Annotated in this window: 21 protein-coding genes and 5 tRNA genes; 9 read left to right on the forward strand and 17 right to left on the reverse strand. The window is 40.9% G+C overall.

The annotated features are described in order from the left end of the window. Position 1 precedes the first annotated feature (1 nt). The 13 genes from rplK to murB all read right to left on the reverse strand — a co-directional run bounded on the left by rplK (position 2) and on the right by murB (position 8,849). The gene (gene rplK, locus PTUN_RS16535) at positions 2 to 430 is read right to left on the reverse strand and encodes a 50S ribosomal protein L11 (protein ID WP_009840788.1); all 429 of its coding nucleotides are present in this window, start codon (positions 428 to 430) and stop codon (positions 2 to 4) included. A gap of 159 nt (positions 431 to 589) precedes the next feature. Further along, positions 590 to 1,147 (reverse strand): transcription termination/antitermination protein NusG, encoded by a 558-nt coding sequence (gene nusG, locus PTUN_RS16540; protein ID WP_009840787.1) that lies wholly within the window; start codon positions 1,145 to 1,147, stop codon positions 590 to 592. A gap of 4 nt (positions 1,148 to 1,151) precedes the next feature. Next, a complete protein-coding gene (secE, locus tag PTUN_RS16545) occupies positions 1,152 to 1,529 on the reverse strand; it encodes a preprotein translocase subunit SecE (protein ID WP_009840786.1) in 378 nt (125 codons plus the stop codon). A 120-nt stretch (positions 1,530 to 1,649) separates the two neighbouring features. Next, positions 1,650 to 1,726 (reverse strand) — tRNA-Trp (locus PTUN_RS16550). 172 nt (positions 1,727 to 1,898) lie between these two features. Continuing rightward, complete coding sequence (gene fusA / locus PTUN_RS16555; RefSeq protein ID WP_009840784.1) at positions 1,899 to 3,986, reverse strand: elongation factor G; 2,088 nt, start codon at positions 3,984 to 3,986, stop codon at positions 1,899 to 1,901. Positions 3,987 to 4,322: 336 nt separating this feature from the next. Further along, positions 4,323 to 5,507 (reverse strand): elongation factor Tu, encoded by a 1,185-nt coding sequence (tuf, locus tag PTUN_RS16560; protein ID WP_009840797.1) that lies wholly within the window; start codon positions 5,505 to 5,507, stop codon positions 4,323 to 4,325. 118 nt (positions 5,508 to 5,625) lie between these two features. Continuing rightward, positions 5,626 to 5,701 (reverse strand) — tRNA-Thr (locus PTUN_RS16565). 13 nt (positions 5,702 to 5,714) lie between these two features. Then, positions 5,715 to 5,789, reverse strand: a tRNA-Gly gene (locus tag PTUN_RS16570). Positions 5,790 to 5,834: 45 nt separating this feature from the next. Next, positions 5,835 to 5,919: transfer RNA gene (locus PTUN_RS16575), tRNA-Tyr, on the reverse strand. 45 nt (positions 5,920 to 5,964) lie between these two features. After that, a tRNA-Thr gene (locus PTUN_RS16580) sits at positions 5,965 to 6,040 on the reverse strand. Between the two features lie 121 nt (positions 6,041 to 6,161). Further along, entirely contained in the window at positions 6,162 to 6,863 is a 702-nt protein-coding gene (locus tag PTUN_RS16585) for a type III pantothenate kinase (protein ID WP_096035258.1), read from the reverse strand. Continuing rightward, a complete protein-coding gene (gene birA, locus PTUN_RS16590) occupies positions 6,847 to 7,851 on the reverse strand; it encodes a bifunctional biotin--[acetyl-CoA-carboxylase] ligase/biotin operon repressor BirA (RefSeq protein WP_009840758.1) in 1,005 nt (334 codons plus the stop codon). Before birA ends, PTUN_RS16585 begins: the two co-directional genes overlap by 17 nt. Continuing rightward, positions 7,845 to 8,849 (reverse strand): UDP-N-acetylmuramate dehydrogenase, encoded by a 1,005-nt coding sequence (murB, locus tag PTUN_RS16595; RefSeq protein ID WP_040644377.1) that lies wholly within the window; start codon positions 8,847 to 8,849, stop codon positions 7,845 to 7,847. The genes birA and murB overlap by 7 nt, the downstream gene beginning before the upstream one ends. A 100-nt stretch (positions 8,850 to 8,949) precedes the next feature. On the opposite strand from murB, the gene PTUN_RS16600 reads away from it, so the two are divergent. Then, entirely contained in the window at positions 8,950 to 10,782 is a 1,833-nt protein-coding gene (locus tag PTUN_RS16600) for a M1 family metallopeptidase (protein WP_009840756.1), read from the forward strand. 51 nt (positions 10,783 to 10,833) lie between these two features. Here the strand turns inward: PTUN_RS16600 and PTUN_RS16605 are convergent, their stop codons facing one another. Continuing rightward, positions 10,834 to 11,424: a DUF2057 family protein gene (locus PTUN_RS16605; protein ID WP_009840755.1), complete on the reverse strand. Its 591-nt coding sequence runs from the start codon at positions 11,422 to 11,424 to the stop codon at positions 10,834 to 10,836. 184 nt (positions 11,425 to 11,608) lie between these two features. On the opposite strand from PTUN_RS16605, the gene PTUN_RS16610 reads away from it, so the two are divergent. Next, entirely contained in the window at positions 11,609 to 11,971 is a 363-nt protein-coding gene (locus PTUN_RS16610) for a histidine triad nucleotide-binding protein (RefSeq protein WP_009840754.1), read from the forward strand. A gap of 142 nt (positions 11,972 to 12,113) precedes the next feature. Next, positions 12,114 to 12,770, forward strand: coding sequence for a helix-turn-helix transcriptional regulator (locus tag PTUN_RS16615; RefSeq protein ID WP_009840753.1), 657 nt, complete (start codon positions 12,114 to 12,116; stop codon positions 12,768 to 12,770). A gap of 123 nt (positions 12,771 to 12,893) precedes the next feature. Here PTUN_RS16615 and PTUN_RS16620 read toward each other — a convergent pair whose 3' ends face one another. Then, positions 12,894 to 15,197 (reverse strand): penicillin acylase family protein, encoded by a 2,304-nt coding sequence (locus PTUN_RS16620; protein WP_009840752.1) that lies wholly within the window; start codon positions 15,195 to 15,197, stop codon positions 12,894 to 12,896. Positions 15,198 to 15,484: 287 nt separating this feature from the next. Here PTUN_RS16620 and PTUN_RS16625 point away from each other — a divergent pair, with 287 nt between their 5' ends. From PTUN_RS16625 to PTUN_RS16635, 3 genes are all read left to right on the forward strand, one after another. Continuing rightward, positions 15,485 to 16,132: a YceH family protein gene (locus PTUN_RS16625; RefSeq protein WP_009840751.1), complete on the forward strand. Its 648-nt coding sequence runs from the start codon at positions 15,485 to 15,487 to the stop codon at positions 16,130 to 16,132. Between the two features lie 79 nt (positions 16,133 to 16,211). Then, on the forward strand, positions 16,212 to 17,042 hold the full coding sequence (gene nadE, locus PTUN_RS16630) for an ammonia-dependent NAD(+) synthetase (RefSeq protein WP_009840750.1): 831 nt from the start codon (positions 16,212 to 16,214) through the stop codon (positions 17,040 to 17,042). 144 nt (positions 17,043 to 17,186) lie between these two features. Continuing rightward, a complete protein-coding gene (locus PTUN_RS16635) occupies positions 17,187 to 18,269 on the forward strand; it encodes a GGDEF domain-containing protein (protein ID WP_009840749.1) in 1,083 nt (360 codons plus the stop codon). A 33-nt stretch (positions 18,270 to 18,302) separates the two neighbouring features. Here the strand turns inward: PTUN_RS16635 and PTUN_RS16640 are convergent, their stop codons facing one another. After that, positions 18,303 to 19,199 (reverse strand): sulfite exporter TauE/SafE family protein, encoded by an 897-nt coding sequence (locus PTUN_RS16640; RefSeq protein ID WP_009840748.1) that lies wholly within the window; start codon positions 19,197 to 19,199, stop codon positions 18,303 to 18,305. 194 nt (positions 19,200 to 19,393) lie between these two features. Here PTUN_RS16640 and folM point away from each other — a divergent pair, with 194 nt between their 5' ends. From folM to folX, 3 genes are read left to right on the forward strand one after another with little or no spacing between them, the layout of a single operon-like run. Then, positions 19,394 to 20,104 carry a dihydromonapterin reductase gene (gene folM, locus PTUN_RS16645; RefSeq protein WP_009840747.1) on the forward strand — a complete coding sequence of 237 codons (711 nt, stop codon included), beginning with the start codon at positions 19,394 to 19,396 and terminating at the stop codon, positions 20,102 to 20,104. A gap of 13 nt (positions 20,105 to 20,117) precedes the next feature. Further along, positions 20,118 to 20,672, forward strand: coding sequence for a GTP cyclohydrolase I FolE (gene folE / locus PTUN_RS16650; protein ID WP_040644389.1), 555 nt, complete (start codon positions 20,118 to 20,120; stop codon positions 20,670 to 20,672). 8 nt (positions 20,673 to 20,680) lie between these two features. Further along, complete coding sequence (gene folX, locus PTUN_RS16655) at positions 20,681 to 21,037, forward strand: dihydroneopterin triphosphate 2'-epimerase (protein WP_009840745.1); 357 nt, start codon at positions 20,681 to 20,683, stop codon at positions 21,035 to 21,037. A gap of 22 nt (positions 21,038 to 21,059) precedes the next feature. Here folX and PTUN_RS16660 read toward each other — a convergent pair whose 3' ends face one another. Then, positions 21,060 to 21,494 (reverse strand): YqaA family protein, encoded by a 435-nt coding sequence (locus PTUN_RS16660; RefSeq protein ID WP_009840744.1) that lies wholly within the window; start codon positions 21,492 to 21,494, stop codon positions 21,060 to 21,062. Between the last annotated feature and the right edge of the window lie 26 nt (positions 21,495 to 21,520).

Raw genomic sequence — 21,520 nt, forward strand, 5'->3', positions numbered from 1 at the left:
ATTAACCCTCTACCACTAAGCCGATTGAACGCGCAGAACCTGCGATTGTACGAACACCCGCTTCAAGATCAGCAGCTGTTAAATCAGTTTGCTTAGCTTTAACGATGTCTTCAAGTTGAGCACGAGTTACTGTACCAACTTTAACTGTGTTTGCACGAGCAGAACCAGACTTGATACCAGCAGCCTTCTTAAGAAGGTAAGTTGCTGGAGGAGTTTTCATTTCGAAAGTGAATGAACGGTCGCCGTAAACAGAAATAACTACAGGAACTGGTGCACCTTTTTCCATAGATTCTGTACGTGCGTTGAACGCTTTACAGAATTCCATGATGTTAACACCACGTTGACCTAGAGCTGGACCTACTGGTGGGCTTGGGTTAGCCATACCAGCTGCTACTTGTAGCTTGATTAGAGCTTCAACTTTTTTAGCCATGATAAATACCTCATTAAGTGGGTCTTAGCCTTGTGCGCGCGAGGACGCGTACTCTAACGGCTTCCCATGTTTAAAATACAATTTACATTCGGTTGAACGTAAAAAGGCCGCTGATTATAAGTTAACCAGCGGCCTTTTTCAACTCTTTACAGCGTAAAATTATTTTTCAGCTTCAACTTGGCCAAATTCTAATTCAACAGGTGTCGAGCGACCAAAAATAAGTACCGACACTTTTACGCGGCTTTTCTCATAATCCACTTCTTCAACCACACCGGTAAAATCAGCAAATGGACCATCAGTAACACGTACCACTTCACCTGGCTCAAACAAGGTCGCTGGTTTTGGAGAATCAGCATTTTCTTGTAAACGGTTAAGAATGCGGTCAGCTTCTTTTGAGCTAATTGGTGCAGGACGTTCTTTTGTTCCGCCAATAAAACCCATCACACGAGGAATACTATTAACTAAATGCCAACTCGCGTCATTCATATCCATTTGTACTAAAACATAACCAGGAAAGAATTTACGTTCTGATTTGCGTTTTTGACCTGCACGCATTTCGACAACTTCTTCTGTCGGCACTAAAATCTCACCAAAGAAGTGCTCTAAGTTCTGGATTCTAATGTGCTCAAGAATAGTTTGCTGAACACGTTTTTCAAAACCAGAGAACGCTTGGATTACATACCAGCGTAATTTTACTTCTTTATTCTCATCCGTCATGGGATTAGATCTCCAAGCCAGTTAAAAAGCCAACAATACGAAATAATGCACCATCTAATCCCCATAGGATTAATGCCATTACTACTGTAGCTATCATTACTATAAATGTTGTGTGCAAGGTTTCTTGGCGAGTTGGCCAAACAACCTTGCGTACTTCAATACGAGCTTCTTTAGCAAAAGCAATAAAAGTGCGACCTTTTTCGGTTTGAGCTGCGGTAGCTAGTGCTGCGCCAATTGCAGCTACAATTCCTACAGCACGGATCAGTACAGATAACTCTTCAAACACAAAATTACCAACTACAGCTCCGCTTAATAATGCAAAGGTAACCAGCCATTTTAACGCATCCATCGAGCTTGATGGGGTTTCAACATTGGTGCTCATAATTTTTTCACCTTAACTACAGACACAACAACCCCGTCTGTGACAGGGTTAATCCTTTCAATCTAAACTTAAAAACATGCTAACCGATAACACACTGTTAGCTTTAGACTGGTCTAAAATTGGCAGGGGCGGAGAGATTCGAACTCCCAACCGTCGGTTTTGGAGACCGCTGTTCTACCAATTGGAACTACGCCCCTGCAAAGTGGTTGTCATTATACTGACGATATCAACGAAAACAAGAGCAAATGCCAATCAATCCATTATTTCTGACTCAATTCGTTAGGATACTTTTTACTTTTGCACTTGCCTTAAAAACAAAAACCCAGAGCAAGCTCTGGGTTTTTTTTACAGCTTTTAAACTACAGGGTATTAAGCCTTAGCTGCTTTAAGTGCTTTAACGTCAGCAATAACTTTCTCAGCAACGTTCGCAGGACATGGTAAGTAATGCGAGAATTCCATTGAGAACTGGCCACGGCCAGAAGTCATTGTACGTAAAGTACCGATGTAACCAAACATTTCTGATAATGGTACGTCAGCTTTGATACGGATACCTGTTGCGCCTGGCTCTTGATCTTTGATCATACCACGACGACGGTTAAGGTCACCGATTACGTCACCTACGTGATCTTCAGGTGTGAACACATCCACTTTCATGATTGGTTCAATTAACTGAGGAGCCGCTTTAGGGATTGATTGACGGAATGCACCTTTAGCTGCGATTTCGAATGCGATTGCAGACGAATCCACGGCGTGGAATCCACCATCCGTTAATTCAACTTCAACGTCAAGTACTGGGAAGCCAGCAAGTACACCTGTACCCATCATTAACTTGAAGCCTTTCTCAACTGCTGGGAAGTATTCCTTAGGAACGTTACCACCAACAACTGAAGATTTAAATACATAACCCGTACCAGGAGCACCTGGACGAATGAAGTAATCAATCTTACCGAATTGACCAGAACCACCAGATTGTTTCTTATGCGTGTAGCTATCTTCGATTTCACGAGTGATAGTTTCACGGTAAGCAACTTGTGGTTGACCAACAATTAGCTCTACGCCATAAGTACGCTTAAGAATATCAACTTTGATATCTAAGTGTAACTCACCCATACCTTTAAGAATGGTTTCACCTGAATCTTCATCAGTTTCAACACGGAAAGATGGATCTTCAGCAATCATTTTACCGATTGCGATACCCATTTTTTCTGAACCATTTTTATCTTTTGGCTTAACAGCGATTGAAATTACAGGATCAGGGAAAACCATTGCCTCTAATGTACATTCGTGCTTAATATCACATAAGGTATGACCAGTTTGAACGTTTTTCATACCAACGATTGCAATGATATCACCCGCTTGCGCGCTTTCGATTTCATTACGGTCGTTTGCTTGCATTTCAACCATGCGGCCGATACGTTCAGTTTTACCCGTTGCAGAGTTAAGTATCGTATCGCCTTTGTTTAATTTACCAGCATAGATACGTACGAATGTTAGTGCACCAAAACGGTCATCCATTATTTTAAAAGCTAATGCTTTTAAAGGTAGATCAGCAGATACGATCGCGAATTCACCAGTAGGAGTACCTTCAGCATCTGTAAGAGGCTGTGGATCAACTTCTGTTGGGTTCGGTAAGTAATCAACAACAGCATCTAGCAATAATTGCATGCCTTTGTTTTTGAAAGCAGAACCACAGTATGTTGGGAAGAATGCTAATTTGCGAGTACCTGTACGGATACAACGCTTGATATCATCCATTGAAGGCTCTTCACCTTCCATATACGCTTCTAACAAGTCATCGTCTTGCTCAACAGCAGTTTCGATTAACATTTCGCGATATTCTTCTACTAAGTCAACCATGTCCGCAGGAACATCTTCAACTTTGTAGTTTTCAGGAAGACCTGAGTCATCCCAAATGAACGCTTTACGAGATAATAAGTCTACAACACCTGTAAATTGATCTTCGATACCAATTGGTAATGTCATCACAAGTGCATTAGCTGCAAGTACTTTTTTAACTTGACCAACTACGCGTAAGAAATCAGCACCCATACGGTCTAATTTATTTACGAAGATGATACGTGCAACTTCAGACTCATTTGCATAACGCCAGTTAGTTTCTGATTGAGGCTCTACACCGCCTGAACCACAGAATACTCCGATACCACCGTCAAGTACTTTTAATGAACGGTAAACTTCTACTGTGAAGTCAACGTGTCCAGGAGTATCGATAACGTTAAAACGGTGATTATTCCAGAAGCAACTTACAGCAGCAGACTGAATTGTAATACCACGCTCAGCTTCTTGTACCATGAAGTCTGTTGTTGATTCACCGTCATGTACTTCACCGATCTTATGAATCATACCAGTAAGCTTCAAAATTCGTTCTGTCGTCGTTGTTTTACCAGCGTCAACGTGAGCGAAGATACCAATATTTCTATATTTTGATAAATCTGCCATTGTTTTACTCTATAAAAAAAATATATTCTGTGCCAGTATATCACACTGACGTTGAACATCATCAGATGTTTGTCGCAAAAAACAGCGGCATTATAAAGGTTATGTGATAAAAAATCACCAGTAATGATGATTTAGTAAATATATTTATTTACTTTAATAACCCAAACCCCTGCTTCGCCCCTTTCTTTCGTGCTTTCAAAAAATTGTAACTATTTAAATTCAAATCTTTTATTCGCAGTTGACCCGCTAGATACACAAAAGATAAATACTATAGTCCAGCAATTGAAAAAGGCCGCTTGCGCGACCTTCTATCGTAATTCGTTAGCTGACTAACTATTACTCGATGATTTGTGCTACTACACCAGCACCTACTGTACGGCCACCCTCACGGATTGCGAAACGTAAGCCTTCGTTCATCGCGATTGGGCAGATTAACTCTACTGTCATCTTGATGTTGTCGCCTGGCATTACCATTTCTACGCCTTCTGGTAACTCTACATTACCTGTCACGTCTGTTGTACGGAAGTAGAACTGTGGACGGTAACCTTTGAAGAATGGTGTATGACGACCACCTTCGTTTTTGCTTAATACGTATACTTCTGATACGAATTTTGTGTGTGGCGTGATTGAACCTGGTTTTGCTAATACTTGACCACGTTCTACGTCTTCACGTTTAGTTCCACGTAACAATGCACCAATGTTCTCACCAGCACGACCTTCGTCTAGTAATTTACGGAACATTTCTACACCTGTACAAGTAGTAATTACTGTATCTTTGATACCGATGATTGCTACTTCGTTACCTACGTTTACGATACCCGCTTCTACACGACCTGTTACTACTGTACCACGGCCTTGGATTGAGAATACGTCTTCGATAGGCATGATGAATGGCTTATCAATTGCACGCTCTGGCTCTGGAATGTAAGAATCTAAAGCTGCTGCCAACTCAAGAATTTTCTCTTCCCATGCCGCATCGCCTTCTAACGCTCTTAATGCAGAACCTTGGATTAGTGGTAAATCATCACCTGGGAAATCATACTCAGACAATAATTCACGTACTTCCATCTCTACTAATTCTAGTAACTCTTCATCATCAACCATGTCACATTTGTTCATGAATACGATGATGTAAGGTACGCCTACTTGGCGAGATAAAAGGATGTGCTCACGTGTTTGTGGCATTGGACCATCTGTTGCAGCTACAACTAGGATAGCGCCGTCCATTTGTGCAGCACCAGTGATCATGTTTTTAACATAGTCAGCATGGCCTGGGCAGTCTACGTGTGCGTAGTGACGTGATGGTGTATCATACTCAACGTGTGATGTATTGATTGTGATACCGCGCTCGCGCTCTTCTGGAGCGTTATCGATTGAGGCGAAATCTTTTGCTTGACCACCGTAATGCTTCGCTAATACGTTTGTGATTGCTGCAGTTAGAGTTGTTTTACCGTGGTCAACGTGGCCGATTGTACCTACGTTTACGTGCGGTTTTGTACGTTGAAACTTTTCTTTTGCCATGACGGAACCTATAAGTTTTATTTCAGATTACGGATTAACGCTTACGGTGGTAAGCATATTCTTTCAATGAATATTTTTTATGACAACAAATAGGAAGGTATGAACGAAGGTGAAGAACTGGTGCTGATAGGCAGAGTCGAACTGCCGACCTCACCCTTACCAAGGGTGCGCTCTACCGACTGAGCTATATCAGCAAACACCAGAAACTGGAGCGGGCAGCGGGAATCGAACCCGCATCATCAGCTTGGAAGGCTGAGGTAATAGCCATTATACGATGCCCGCTTTAGGAACCTGTTCTTAACTACCTCAAGCCGTCAAGATAATAAGTGGTGGAGGGAGCTGGATTCGAACCAGCGAAGGCAGAGCCGTCAGATTTACAGTCTGATCCCTTTGGCCGCTCGGGAACCCCTCCACACAAATTCTTCTAAAGCGTACTTCTTATTAAGCCCAAGAAGTATGGTGCCGACTATCCGAGTCGAACGGATGACCTACTGATTACAAGTCAGTTGCTCTACCAGCTGAGCTAAGTCGGCGTCGCTTATTACGGGGCGAGATATTAGAACAAGGACCTAAGCGATGCAACCATTAAATTAAAAAAAATGCATTTTTTTCATTTAACCGCACAAGTTTTACACAAACCTTTGCATAAAGCCGTCAAATTGATTGATTTTCATACCAAAACAGCAATCCGATAAACAATAATTGCTGATTAAAATCACCAGATGAATACTCTTTTTTTAATAACTGACCGTTACCACCGGTAAATAAAATACGACTTTTCTCACTAAATTTTGTTTTGGCGAATTCAACGGCACCTCGAGTGCTCATTAAACAACCATTTTTTAATGCTTGAGGCGTGTTAGTGCCCAATTCGGAGGCATAAGGCGTACTTAAATCAGTAAATACTTTTTCGGTGCGAGCAGTCACAGCATCAACCATTAAATCCAACCCAGGTAAAATCCATCCGCCTAGATGCTGTTTATCTTTAGATAATAAATCGATTGTCGTAGCGGTGCCAGAATCTACCACCACTACATTTTCATTTGGATAAAGAGACACTGCAGCAAGCACGGCAAGCCAGCGGTCTATTCCTAAGTTTTTGACTATTGGATATGCGCATTTGATTCCCGCAATTGTACTTGTGACGCTTGCGCATACGCAGCTAACTTGATGGGTGTTTGCTTTAGCAAGCAGATCAGTCAATGCAGGTGATTGGCGCACGGCACTATAAACTAAAGCCGTAACCTTACTCCAATCAAGTTGATTTAATTGTGCTTGGGATAAAGCAGATAACTGCTGCTGATGGTATAACACAGCTTTTAACGCCGTATTGCCAACATCAATAAGTAAAATCATCAACCACTTTCCTTAATGAAATTTCACCACCAAAATAACTTTTTACTTCTCCATTTTGGCGAATTTTAATACCACCTTGCGGATCGATGCCTTCACAAATACCTTGCCAGCTACGCAGACCAGTAATTAGGTTTACTCTTTGCCCTTGAAACGCATGAACCTGATTCCATTGCTGATGCATTTCATCTAATCCCGATTGACGATACTGCTTAAGTCTTTGTTCTAAACAATGAGTTAAAACAGCTACTAGTTTACTTTTATCGACTTCACAGCCCAATAAAGCCAAATCTGTCCATGCTTGATCAATATTGGCTGATGCAGTAACAGGCATATTTAAATTTAAACCAATACCTATCACTAAATGACAAGGTCCATCAGGCTGACCATCAAGCTCAACCAGAACGCCCGCTAATTTTTGCTCATGCACTAAAATATCGTTTGGCCATTTCAATTGCACATCAATTTGATACAAGGCTTTTAACGCGTCATAAACAGCTAAACCCACAGCAATACTCACACCCATTGCAGCTTGTAAACCATCATCCAGTAACCAGTAATAGCTAAAGTACAAATTAGACCCAAAAGGTGATTGCCACTGCCGGCCGCGTCGCCCACGCCCTGCAGTTTGACTTTCCGATACCACCACAGTGCCCGAATCGGGCAATTGCCCACTTTGAATACGTCGCATTAACTCTGAATTAGTTGAATCTATGACGGGAAATAACTCAAACTGGGCTACCCCCTCGCTTTGAGCCTTATAATATTGCTCTATCCGCTGCTGGTTTAATAATTCAAACGCGGTATTAAGTCGATATCCTTTTCCCGTCACTTTAAAAATATCCAAACCTAACTCTTGTAATGATTGAATGTGTTTAGCGACCGCGGCCCTGCTGATACCAAGCTGTAGACCCAACCATTCACCAGAAACAAACTCACCCTGCTGCAAGTAATTTAAAACAGCCAGCTTATTGCCTTTTAGTATTAACATGGTGCCACCTCAATCGTTAACTCTTGGCTATCCCCTATCAACCTGACTTCGTGCTGCAGCTGAATTTTAAACTGTCGATATACCTTAGTTTGGATGGTATTAATCATAGCAATCACATCTTGTCCTGTGCTTTGGCCATGATTAAGCAGCACTAAGGCCTGCAGTGGATTCACTTCAATGCCAGCAATACGAAACCCTTTTAAGTCACACTGTTCAATTAGCCAGCCCGCCGCAACTTTTACTGTTTCGCTATCTACTGGATAATAAACAAGCTCCGGAAATTGAGGTAAAAGTGCATTTAATTGAGTATGCTCAATAATCGGATTTTTAAAGAAGCTTCCTGCATTGGCTATTTTGGTCGGATCTGGCAATTTACTACTGCGAATTTTTATAACTTGTTCGAATATTTGTTCTGCGCTCGCATCACTCAATGCCTTTAAAGGACCATATTCACAGCGTGGTTGCCACACTTTTGTAAGCGATAATCCAATTGCAGTAATAATAAACTTATCTTTTAAAGCATGTTTAAAAATAGAGTCGCGATAGGCTAATTGGCATTCGCTGGCGCTTAAACGCTCAAACTGCTTCGTTTCAATATTAAAACCATCAACATATTGTAAAAAATCTTTTAATTCAACGCCATACGCACCAATATTTTGCACCGGAGCCGCACCACAAAGCCCCGGAATTAACGCTAAGTTCTCAAGGCCGGGCATGGCATTATCTAAGGTGAAACGAACCAATTGATGCCAATTTTCACCAGCTGAAACATGAAGATTAAACGCTTCGTCATTTTCGTTAATTTCAATGCCTAAATTTGCAATCTGCAGTACTTCACCTGAAAAATCCGCAAGAAATAATGTATTACTGCCACCACCTAGTACGACAAATGGTTGAGTAAAATCACAGTGTTGTAATTGCATTGGATCAACAATTTTTATAAGGGTAGAAGCGTGTGCAGGTAGTGCAAATGTATGAAGGGATTGTAACGAAAGCAAAGGCGAATTCTCTAAAGCAATAATTTGAATATCTTACCGCAAAGCCCAAGCTGTGGTATATAGTAGAGCCATTGTTCATTTCAACTCGTTCAAGGAACCTATGAAACTTAACACTATTTTTGCTGCACTCTTACTCAGCCAGTCCGCTGTTGTTGTAGCTCAAGACCAACACAGCTACGCGAACTTAGATCAAGTTCATTCAACGCATGTCTATCTTGATGTTGCCATTAACTTTAATAAAAAAGAACTTGAAGGGTTTATTGAGCACACCTTAAGTTGGCACAATAAACAAGCCAAACAGCTTATTTTAGATACTCGCGATCTTGAAATTGACAAAGTAATGTACAAAGGGGCTGATAAACTTTGGCACCCTGCAAAATTTACTCTGGCAGCTCGAAATGATGTTAAAGGCAGTAAACTGACGATTAACTTAAAAGAACAAGCCAAGTTAGTGCGTGTTTATTACAACTCTTTACCTCAAGCTTCAGGCCTGCAATGGTTAACTCCAGAGCAAACAGCAAGTAAAACTCAACCATTTGTTTACAGCCAATCGCAAGCGATTCATGCCCGTAGCTGGATGCCAATTCAAGATACGCCAGCTATGCGTGTAACCTATAATGCCCGCATTCAAACACCAAAAGACGTGCGTGCGGTAATGAGTGCTGACAACAAAGATGCGCAATTTAAAGATGGTGATTTCCACTTTGATATGCCACAAGCTATTCCTCCATATTTAATTGCATTTGGTGCGGGTAACCTTGAATACCAGCAAATGTCGCATCAAACTGCCATTTATGCAGAGCCAACCATTTTAGCCGCAGCGGTAGCTGAATTTGATGATACTCAGGCAATGATCGACAAAACCAATAAAATGTATGGTGAATATGCTTGGGGTCGCTACGACTTACTCATGTTGCCACCAAGCTTTCCATTTGGCGGCATGGAAAATCCACGTTTATCATTTATCACCCCGACTGTTGTTGCTGGTGATAAAAGCTTAGTGAGCTTAATTGCGCATGAGCTAGCCCATTCTTGGTCTGGTAATTTAGTCACTAATGCGACATGGGAAGATCTTTGGTTAAACGAAGGTTTCACCTCTTATGTTGAAAACCGCATTATGGAAGAAGTGTATGGTCGCGACCGCGCACTGATGGAGCAATCATTAGAATCGGCAGGTCTGAAAAAATTACTACCAACCCTGCCTGAAGGCGACACCATTTTAAATCTTAAATTAAATGGCCGCGATCCGGATGATGCATTTAGTAGCGTACCTTACATTAAGGGCCAGTTATTCCTCATTTACTTAGAGCAACACTTTGGCCGTGACAAATTTGATGTCTTTGTTAAACAATACTTCCATGATTTTTCATTTAAATCATTAACAACAAAAGAATTTGTTACGTATTTAGAAAGTAACCTAATCAACAAATATCCAAATATCGTTAGCATGGATAAAGTAAACGAGTGGATTTATCAGCCGGGTTTACCAGCTGACGCACCAAACCCAGTCTCAGATACCTTCGATAAAGTAAACGCCAATAGCCAAGCATGGTTAGCAGGCCAAGCAACTCTCAGCAGCCTACCAACCGACCAGTGGACAGTGCATGAGTGGCTGCATTTTATAAATACTTTGCCACGTGATTTATCACTTGCACAAATGACTGAGCTTGATGGTGCATTTAAACTCACTCAATCGGGCAATGCAGAAATCGCTTTTGCATGGTTTATGCTTGCAGTTGGCAATGGCTACAATGAAATTTATCCAGCACTTGATAAACATTTATCAGGCATTGGCCGTCGTAAATTGATTGTACCTTTGTATAAAACATTGATTGCACATGATAAAAAACAATGGGCGAACGCGGTATATCAAAAAGCGCGTAATACTTACCACCCATTAGCTCAAGGCACTATTGACGCATTATTTCAATAAGTTGCTCGAGTAAAATAAAAAAGGCCGTTCGCGGCCTTTTTTATTACAGCATTATTTATCTTTCGCTATTTGGTTTAAAAATGCTTTTTGCTGCTCAATGCTTGCTTGTTGCCACCAAAATTCAAGCATGTTTAAGGCATTTGGCTCACTCCCTTGCTGAGTGCTTGCCTTGACGAGTAAAGGAAGTGGCTGGTTTACTTGCTCAGCAGCAGAATGGTTACTATCGATTTTATTCACTATTTGATGCGGCTTACTAGCAAAAATATTCTGTTGTTGATGCCCTCCATCTAAAGTAAGTTGCTTTGTGGGTGCACTGACAAACGCTTTAGCCGCAGCAACGGAGTCAGGCTTGTTAAACATTATTTTAAGGGGCTTATCTGCGTCGATAACATTTATTTCAAGCCAAAAAGGTTCTGATTCAACAATTTCATGTTGATCATAATCCACCTCAAATAAATCAAGATATTTTAGCTTAACGACATTTTTACCGAGTGAAAGCGTTACTTCATTGGCTGAACTAAACCATGACTTTTCAACCTGCTGGTCATTCACCGCTAAAAAAACCAACTCATCTGGCGCTTTTAATACCGCGGCAAAAACACTCATTGGTAAAAGGAGTGCGCACGCGAATAACTTAATCATTTTATCTCCCGACTATTTTTTAAAACCTGCTATAACTTAGCTAATTTTTAACCGAAACGCCCTAATTGATTTTTAAACTAAGACCAAAGAATAATGTTTGCTAAGAATCTGATTAATAAAATTACTTTTTTCTTTATCCTTAATGACTTATGCTTTCGTGTCTCAATTTAGAGGAACAGACCTTATGACCACTGAAACCATTTTTACTAAAATCATTAACCGAGAAATTCCAGCCACTATCGTTTATGAAGATGATGATACCTTGGCTTTTGAAGACATTAATCCTCAAGCACCTTTTCATGTATTAATTATTCCAAAAAAAGCAATTGCAACCATTAATGACATCACCGAACAAGACCAGCATTTAATTGGCAAGTTATATTGTGTTGCAGCAAAACTGGCTAAAGAAAAGGGTTTTGCCACTTCAGGCTATCGCGTTGTTATGAATTGCAATGAGGATGGAGGCCAAACGGTTTATCACATTCATTTACATATGCTTGCTGGAAAAGCTATGGGTTGGCCACCATATGCAGATAAAATGAAATAACTTCACAAACTAGATAAAAGTATTAGCTTATTACTAAAAAGCAATACAAAATAATCACATCGTGTGTTAGGATTCTGCAACAATCGACCTAATCACTGAATTAGGTACTAAATAGAATTACTTTGGCTAGGGCAGCACCATAATGAAAAGTTCAGCATTTATTTTGTTAGAGCAAAACCCAATTAATAATATTGGGCTTGATGTTTTATCACCGCTTTTAAAAACTCAAGGTATTGAAGTTACGCATGGTGATGATCCAGCAGCGATAGCAGAACAAACAAAACTACTTTTTATTGAAGCGAGTGCTGAAAATGCATGGGAACAACTACAAAATCATTTACGTGCCATAACCGTCGATTGCGATATCATTTTATTTAATATTAATGAAAATACTGAATTGGCGAATCGCGCATTGTTGAGTGGGATCCGTGGGGTATTTTATGCCACAGACAACGCCGATGTGGTAATGAAAGGCATTCGCTTATTACTCGATAATCAGCTTTGGTATCGCCGTAATATTATGTGCAATGCACTGAGTCGTTTATTACATTTTAATAAAGACAATATTTTACAACTCACTGATACATTAGCTGAGCCTATCAGCCTGACTAAGCGCGAAAAGGCGATTATTGTTTTAATGAGTAAAGGTTGTAAAAACAAAGAAATAGCCGATGAGTTAAGCATCAGCCCCCATACCGTTAAAACGCATTTATACAGTGCATTTCGTAAAACAAAGTGCCGTAACCGTATTGAGTTACTTTCTTGGGCGCAGCAAAATATCCCAACAGAGCTTCGCTAAACTCAACATGACATAACAAATTAAAAAGCCCTGAAGGATCGCTACTTCAGGGCTTTTGACTTTTTAAACCTAGCTAACTTGAGTTCTGGATAATAAATTTATCTTATTGAGAACTCAGGTTCGTTACTTTGTCGATGGTTCAATGGTAATTTGATATAAACGCTCGCCTGGTAATAAAGGCGTATTCGCTCCATTAACATAATCATCAAATCCAGCGCGGTAAAAAGGCGACAATGGATGGCCCGACTGCCCACCTGGCAAGGTTAAAATTGCATTTCTCTCAAGCCCTGGCTGAACAAACAAGCGCTGCGAGGCGCCAAAACTTGTTTTTTGCACTGCGGGCATAAAACTATCACCAAAACCTTGATGCATTGGCATGTCGAGTAAATTGCTCAGTAATGGCATTTGTTTGCTAAATGGATGCTGAATTTTAAGTTGATTCACATCACCCCATTTAAGTACTTTTAAAGAAGCTTTTTTACTTTGACCATATTGCACTAACAAGTCATCACGCATCTCTTCATAGGCGCCACGCATCAAGTCATGCCACGAACTATATTTTTCGGGTAACCAACTACTTGGCTGTGCTGCAATGAGTTGCCAAATCGGAGTTTCTAAGTTGCTTTTAATTGCACTAAGCGATAAATCAGAGCCACTTAAGTTGCTCTCAAGCGTTGCAAAAACGGTATCAATTAATCGACTACGATAATACCGAACTAAGGTATAACCAACAGATTCAGGGCATGCACAGGCTTGCCAGTTTTCAAGTTCAGCAATATCGAGCGCATAACGCTCTGGCTGTTGCTTTAACGTTGTCAGTAATAACTCATGCCATTGCGTTAAAAAACGCGCCTCGTTATCTAATTGAATTTTATAAAAATCGCTTTCACTAAATTGCTGCTTTTCGTTTAAACGATCTCTAATTTGTGCTGCTCGCGCGCCAATAGCATAACCACCATCACCAAACCGCGCTAATTGCGAAGCCGAAATTACTCGCGAATTACCCGTCCATAAGCGCTGATTATCAGGATTTAAGACAGAAGGAAGATCATCAGCATCGTATTGCCATAAATTTGAATACGCTTGCGATTCAATTGCCACATCACTTGGGTTAGTTCGAGCCGGAACCGCCCCTGTTGGCTGCCAAGCAGCATTACCGGCATTATCAACTACCAACATATTTTGCACCGGGATCCCGATTGTTTTGGCAACTTCAAGCGCTTGCGCTACGGTATGCACTTGCTCTAATTTCAATAATTCCATATCAACTGCGTAATTTTGGTGCGCCACCCAACTCAGTGCATAGCGTTCACCGTTGAGCGTTTTAACTGGGCCAAATTCACTCATCTCAAGTTCATAGACCTGCTCTGTCCCATCAACAACGGCAAGTTGCTCAATTTCAACATGAGTTTGATAATCTTTCGGTAATTTTATCCAATCTGCTGTATCTAAATAGCCATTGGTAAATCCCCAAGCAACATGGCCATTACTGCCAACCACTATTGCCGGTGCGCCCGGTAGACTCACCCCAGTAATTTGGTGTGCCTGGTTGTTTTCTTGATAATTTAACTGAGCACGATACCAAATCACCGGCACTGCAATCGATAAGTGCATGTCATCGGACAACATGCCATGACCCGACTGCGTTAACTGCCCAGTCACCGCCCAGTTATTACTGCCAATTCCTAACGGTTCAGCAATCGGCTGGGATGCAACGGTTTTATTTACTTGTTTTGCTAGCTGAGGAATGGCAGCTTCGCCTTTTGCAATCTCACTGCCATCGAGTGCGGCTTGATATCGACTTGGTTGCGTGACAAACGCCAACATTTCTTTGCCAAATTGCTGCTCGATTTGAGTTAGCACTAAATCGCGCTCAAAGTTACCCGCTTGTAAATCGAGGTACATAGTATAAATAACTAATAAGCTATCGGCTGCTTGCCATGGTTTACGCTCAGCACCTGTTAAAATATATTCAAAGCTCGGATAGCTTTGCGCTTGAGCTTCATTCACGCCTTCACTGTAGGCATTTAATATTTTTTGCTCACGCTCAGGTAGAGTGGCCAGAATTGCAGTAGCACGCTTACGTAATTGATGAAAACGCATGGTTTTATCGAGGTTAATTGCCGCTGCACCAAATAACTCACTAAGCTCTCCTGCAGCATTACGACGCAACAAGTCCATTTGAAAAAAACGGTCTTGACCATGCGCAAAACCTAAAGCATAAGCCGCATCAACTCGATTTCTTGCCACAATAACAGCGCTGCCAAGCGCATCACGCTCTATCGAAACCGCTTCGCTTAACACCGCACTTTGCCCCTTACCCGATAAACTCGGTAAGCTCAACGTCAAAATGCCATACACAACTGCCGTTGTGAGCAGAGCCAATAAGATTAAGCCAAATGTTAACCATTTAAAAAACCGCAGCATCGCCACTCCCTTCCTATTGTATTTAGTGATTTATGTAGCAAAACCAGATACATAATCAACTTTATCTATTTATCAAACCAAACTAGCACACTTTTACCTGATGTTAATACCAACAATTGATGATATTAAGATGACGAAAATTTATACACATCAATAATAACGCGTAACAAACCCCTTCGAGATAAAAAAGAGAGCTTCGCTTTTTTAACAATTGGATTTCGCTATTAATTGCATCCAGTTATGGCCTCGTTTACAGTGTGGATTCAAAGCATTAAGAGGTATAAAAGATGGAATTAATACTCACTCCGTTACAGGCACGTGTAATTGGCTGCATGCTCGAAAAAGAAGTGACCACACCCGAGCAATATCCTATGTCAGTCAACAGTCTAGCTAATGCCTGTAATCAAAAATCTAATCGTGAACCCGTACTTGCTTTAACTGAATCTGAAATTCAAAACACCTTAGACGAATTAGCTGCGAGCCGGTTAGTTACCAAAGAGGAAGGATTCTCAGGGCGAGTTGACAAATATACACACCGATTTTGTAATACCGAATTTGGCAGCTTAAAATTCACTCCCCAACAAAAAGCCATTATTTGTGTCATGTTACTACGCGGCCCACAAACCCCTGGGGAATTACGGACCCGCACTAATCGACTGGCTGAATTTAGCAACGTACAAGAGGTAGAAGAAGCGCTCAACGCCCTCATAAATCAAGGCTATGTTGCCAAGCATCCAAGAGAACCAGGCAAACGCGAATCTCGTTACAGTCAATTATTTAGTGAACTTGCACCGGCAACTCAATCAAATATGCTGCAAACAGCAGAGCAGAATGATGAAGTTGCAGCATTAAACTTAGAGATCGACGAACTTAAACAAGAAATCGCGGATTTAAAACACCAAGTTGCAGAAATTAAACTCAGCTTAGGACTTTAAATTTAAGCACTGAAGCCAGATAATGCTACTTTAAACTTTATCGCGTCTGACAATATTAATAACCCGCTTAGGAGAGCCAATGCGAGCGCACATCTTAGCCGAAATGAAAGTACTCCCTACCATAGATCCGACTTTTGAAATAAAACGCCGAATTGATTTTATTAAAGCTAAATTACTTGCCGCACACAGCCGCTCATTGGTGCTTGGCATTAGTGGTGGCGTTGACTCTTCAACATGTGGCCGTTTATGCCAACTGGCTGTTAATGAACTTAATCAAGAGTTTGCCACTGATAAATATCAGTTTATTGCCATGCGATTGCCTTATGGTGTTCAAGCAGATGAATCCGAAGCCCAGTTAGCGGTAGATTTTATTGAGCCTAATCAGCGCTTAACAGTAAATATTAAAGCCGGTGCCGATGGTATTCACGCTCAAGCACTTGAAGCTATCACAAGCGCAGGGCTTTCTCTGCCTGCACCTAGCAGTGTTGATTTTATCAAAGGCAATGTAAAAGCTCGCCAACGCATGGTTGCTCAATATGAAATTGCAGGATTAACAGCAGGCCTTGTGGTTGGTACCGATCACAGCGCAGAAAACCTCACTGGCTTTTATACTAAATTTGGCGATGGCGCCTGTGATTTAGCGCCATTATTTGGTTTATCAAAACGGCAAGTTCGTTTATTAGCCAAAACTTTAGGGGCTCCTGACTTATTGGTCAACAAAGTGCCAACGGCCGATCTTGAGTGTGATAAACCCGGTCTTGCCGATGAAGATGCGCTAGGAGTCAGCTATGAGCAAATAGATGATTTTCTTGAAGGTAAACCAGTTGATGATGCAATTGCCGAAAAATTAATTGCAATTTATCAGCGTACACAACATAAACGCCAACCAATACCTACAATTTATGATTAAACAAGTGGTTATCTAAATTAACAATCAGCGCCTCAATTATTAGGCGCTTTTTTTATGCCAAAATAACACAAAAATTTATCCAACTAGATATTCGTTAACTACACTCACAATTGATAAAGGATTTGTTAAGAAGGACTTTATTCAATGTTTTCCGATGATTCTGCGTGGAATATGAGTAATAAATTAAATAATACGATGAACCACTCAGCGGAGTGTTTACGCAAAGCGGTTCCTTTAATGGTGAAATATAACATTGCCGTTACCCCACCTAATTATGCTCTGTGGTATACCTTTGTCTCGGGAAAACTGCCTGCGCTAAACGAAAAACTTAATGCCGCGTTAAAAGCTTACGGCACCTGCCCACCCGCTCTTTCCAGAGAGTTATTTGAACAGTTTTTATCTGAAAAAGATCTTGAACTCTATGACGATATTGCAAACGAATTATCGAGCTTAATTGGCAATGTAAATCAAGACATTCACTATACTTTAGAGCAAACCATGGGATTCTCTGAGGTATTAACCAGCTGTAATTCTAGCCTTGATGAAGCGAAAGAAAGCGAAACCTTAACTGACTTAGTGCTAGAAATGGTGAACAAACTAAGTAATGAAGCTAAAGCAATGCAACATACCACATCGCTATTTCAAACTAAGTTAGCTTTAGCGCACACCGAGATATCACGCTTAAGGGCTGAATTAAAACAAACCAAGCAAGATGCAACTCACGATGCACTGACAGGCTTGCTCAACCGCGGCTCGTTTGATGACGACATCACACAACTTTGTAGTAATACTAAAAGTAACTCGTCCTTGTTTCTCACCTTTGTTGATATTGATAATTTTAAACAATTTAATGACGATTTTGGCCACCAAAAAGGCGACCAAGTATTAAAAATCGTCGCTAAAATGCTACATAATAAATGCGACCAACTGAATATTGCTTATCGATTTGGCGGAGAAGAGTTTTGTATTATCAGCCAAAATAGCTCGCAGCAAATCTGTTTTGATTTTGTGGAGTCACTGCGAGTGGCGATAGAACGCTTAAGCGTAAAGGACAGTAAAACTGGCGCTAATCTGCGTAAAATCAGCGCTTCGTTTGGTATTGCGCGTCATCAACAACATGACTCACCTGCAGAGCTTATCGAAAAAGCCGACCAAGCACTTTATTTAGCCAAACAATCTGGCCGTAATCGGGTTGAAATTTTTTGTGCTGAACACGAAAAGCATTAAAAATGTGAATATATATGACGTTATTTCTTACAATCAAAGGGTCCGATTTAACAATTCGAAGCTGGTAAATCCTACTTCAAGCACAATTAAACTGAGTAAAAAGCTCAGCAATACACCCGCTTTCACTTTTGCGCACACAAATGCCCCTAATGGTGCACCAATCACCACCACAGGCACTGCCGCCCATAAAAATGCACTGATCTGCGGCGTAAGGCCATCAAGTAAGACAAAATTACACCAAGAACCAACAATCGATGTCGCAGCCATAATAATCACGGATGTCGCAGTCGCAGCTTTTAATTCTTTTTTGTAAAAAAGCACCAACAACGCAAACACCATAATATCGGCACCAGAGCCAACAATGCCGCTGGCTAAACCACCAATAAAACCAACCAAGGTTATTAAATATGGGCTGCGTAAATCAGGCTGCTCTTGAAAGTTTTTATGGGTAAAATGCAGTCGCAATAAAGTAAATGAAAAAACGAGCAAAAACACACTAAACACCGTTTTAGTCGCCAGACGAGGCAAGTGCTCTGCAATAAAAAGTAAGCTAATAATCACCCCTGGTATCGCACCAAGGAGCGCAAACAATACCACCTGTTTAAAATAGCGGATCCCACAAAAAATAATGGTTAAGCTTGCCGCCGTCATGCCAAAGCTTTGGATTGCTAACGAAAATACTTTTGCAGTTGCAGGCTCAATCCCAAGTAATTTAGTCATTACAGGAAATGCGACCGCACCACCACCTAAAGCAGTGCCACCAGCAACAAACGATCCAAACATCATGGTGATTGCAATGCTGAGTTGTGCGACAAAATTAGCCACCGCTGATTGCGGCCCTTGACCAAGAAGCCAAACTAGATACACCAATAAGGTGAATGCAAAAGGCACTATTTTAGGATTGGTTTTAGGATTAATGACTTTATACACGTTAGCACTACAACAAAAAGGTAAACGCTGTCATTATGCTTACTTTTAAAACAAATTCACCTGTTTTTTCTCAGCTTGATGATGAACTGATCGCTTCCTTATTACAAAACGTAATATTAAGTCTTTGGGCATAAACTAATTAATCATTTTGGTTTATAGTAATCAAATAGATAGTAAAGAATTTTTATACAATAATGCATTCACCGATTTTAATTACCGGCGCAGGCCAACGAATTGGCTTAGCACTTGCGCAATACTTAATTAGCCAAGCACAGCCTTTAATCATTACCTATCGCACTCGTCATGCCAGCATTGATGCATTAGAAGCTGCTGGTGTCACTTGTATGTATGCCGATTTTTCGACTGATGACGCTATTTTTTCTTTTATTGAACAATTAAGAAATACAACTTCGTCGCTGCGGGCCATTATTCATAATGCCTCTAGCTGGGACTGCGAAGACAACAATCCAGATTACTCGCAGTTATTTGATAATATGATGCGCATCCACTGCAAAGTCCCTTACCTTATCAATATGGCATGTGGTGAACTCTTGCAAAACTCCGAAAGCCACCACAGCGATATCATCCATCTTACCGATTATGTGGTCGAAAAAGGCAGTCCAAAGCACATTGCGTATGCCGCGAGCAAAGCCGCGCTTGATAACTTATCAAAATCATTTGCCGCAAAACTTGCGCCTAAAGTAAAAGTAAATTCTATTGCACCCTCGCTAATTATTTTTAATGAGCATGACAGTGCAGAATACCGTGAAAAAACCTTAAAAAAATCAATCTTAGGCTTAGAGCCCGGCAGCCAAGAAATTATCAATACCATAGAGCTGCTGCTAAATAGCAACTACATCACAGGGCGTACCTTGCCTGTTGATGGCGGCCGCCACCTTAAATGAGAAAGAGCAGATTATGCACGATGAATTAAAGAAAAGTTATCAACAAATTATTGAAAGCATTGGTGAAGATCCAACCCGCGAAGGCTTACTCGATACGCCAAAGCGTGCCGCTAAAGCGATGGAGTATTTAACCAAAGGCTATAAAGAAACCTTAGAACAAATTACCAACAACGCAGTATTCACCTCAGATGCTGATGACATGGTACTGGTGCAAGATATTGAACTGTATTCAATGTGCGAACACCATTTATTGCCTTTTGTGGGCCGCTGCCATATTGCTTACATTCCAAATGGCAAAGTGCTGGGCTTATCTAAATTTGCTCGCATTGTTGATATGTATGCTCGTCGCTTTCAAATTCAAGAACAGCTTACTCACCAAATTGCAAAAGCAGTTGAAGAAGTGACTGGCGCAAAAGGGGTCGGTGTAATTGTTGAAGCCAAACATATGTGTATGATGATGCGCGGCGTTGAAAAACAAAATTCAAGCATGCGCACCTCAGTAATGCTTGGTAACTTTAGACAAGATCCAAAAACCCGCAATGAATTTTTACAGCTTGTGAAAAACTAAGGTTAGCTATGCAAAATGCCATCATTAATATCACCAACTTACGATTAAGGACCTTTATAGGTTTTAACCCGGAAGAAATGGAGAAAAAGCAGGACGTGGTGATCAACATCGAAATCCACTACCCCGCCGATACCGCCTGTGAACGCGATGAAGTTGACCAAGCATTAAACTACAAAGTTGTAACTAAAGCAGTCATTGAGCTGGTCGAACATGGTCACTTTTTATTACTAGAAAAGTTAGTGGCTGAAATTCTTGAAATTTGCCACCAACATAACAGCGTCACTTATGCCAAAGTAAGGGTAGATAAACCCCACGCGCTGCGCTTTGCAGATTCAGTCTCTTTGACTTTATCGTGGCAAAAATAGCCAACAACAAATGGATGGGCAGCTAATTTATCAGCTGCCCAATACCAAGTACAGTTGCTATCACAGCCGCATAACGAAACGCTTTACCTATCGTCACCAAGAGTAAAAACAAATCAAAACGCACCTTCATAGTACCTGCAACAATTGTCAATGGATCACCAATAATCGGCACCCAAGCAAGCAATAAACTATAAGTGCCGTAGCGGTTAAAACGATCTTGCGCCTTTTCGAGGGTATCTTCGCTAATGGGGAACCACTTTTTATCTTTAAAGCGTAAAAACTCTCGCCCTAACCACCAATTTACACAGCTTCCTAATACATTACCGACCGTTGCAGCCAAAAATAACAGCCAAAGGTTGTAACCTTGTGTTAGCAAACCTGTGAGTAGTACCTCAGAAGCGCTCGGTAAAATGGTCGCTGCGACAAATGCAGTAAAAAATAACGAAAGATAGGCCATACAGACTTAAAAAAATAAAAAAACGA

The organism is Pseudoalteromonas tunicata (assembly GCF_002310815.1).
Lineage (GTDB): Bacteria > Pseudomonadota > Gammaproteobacteria > Enterobacterales > Alteromonadaceae > Pseudoalteromonas > Pseudoalteromonas tunicata.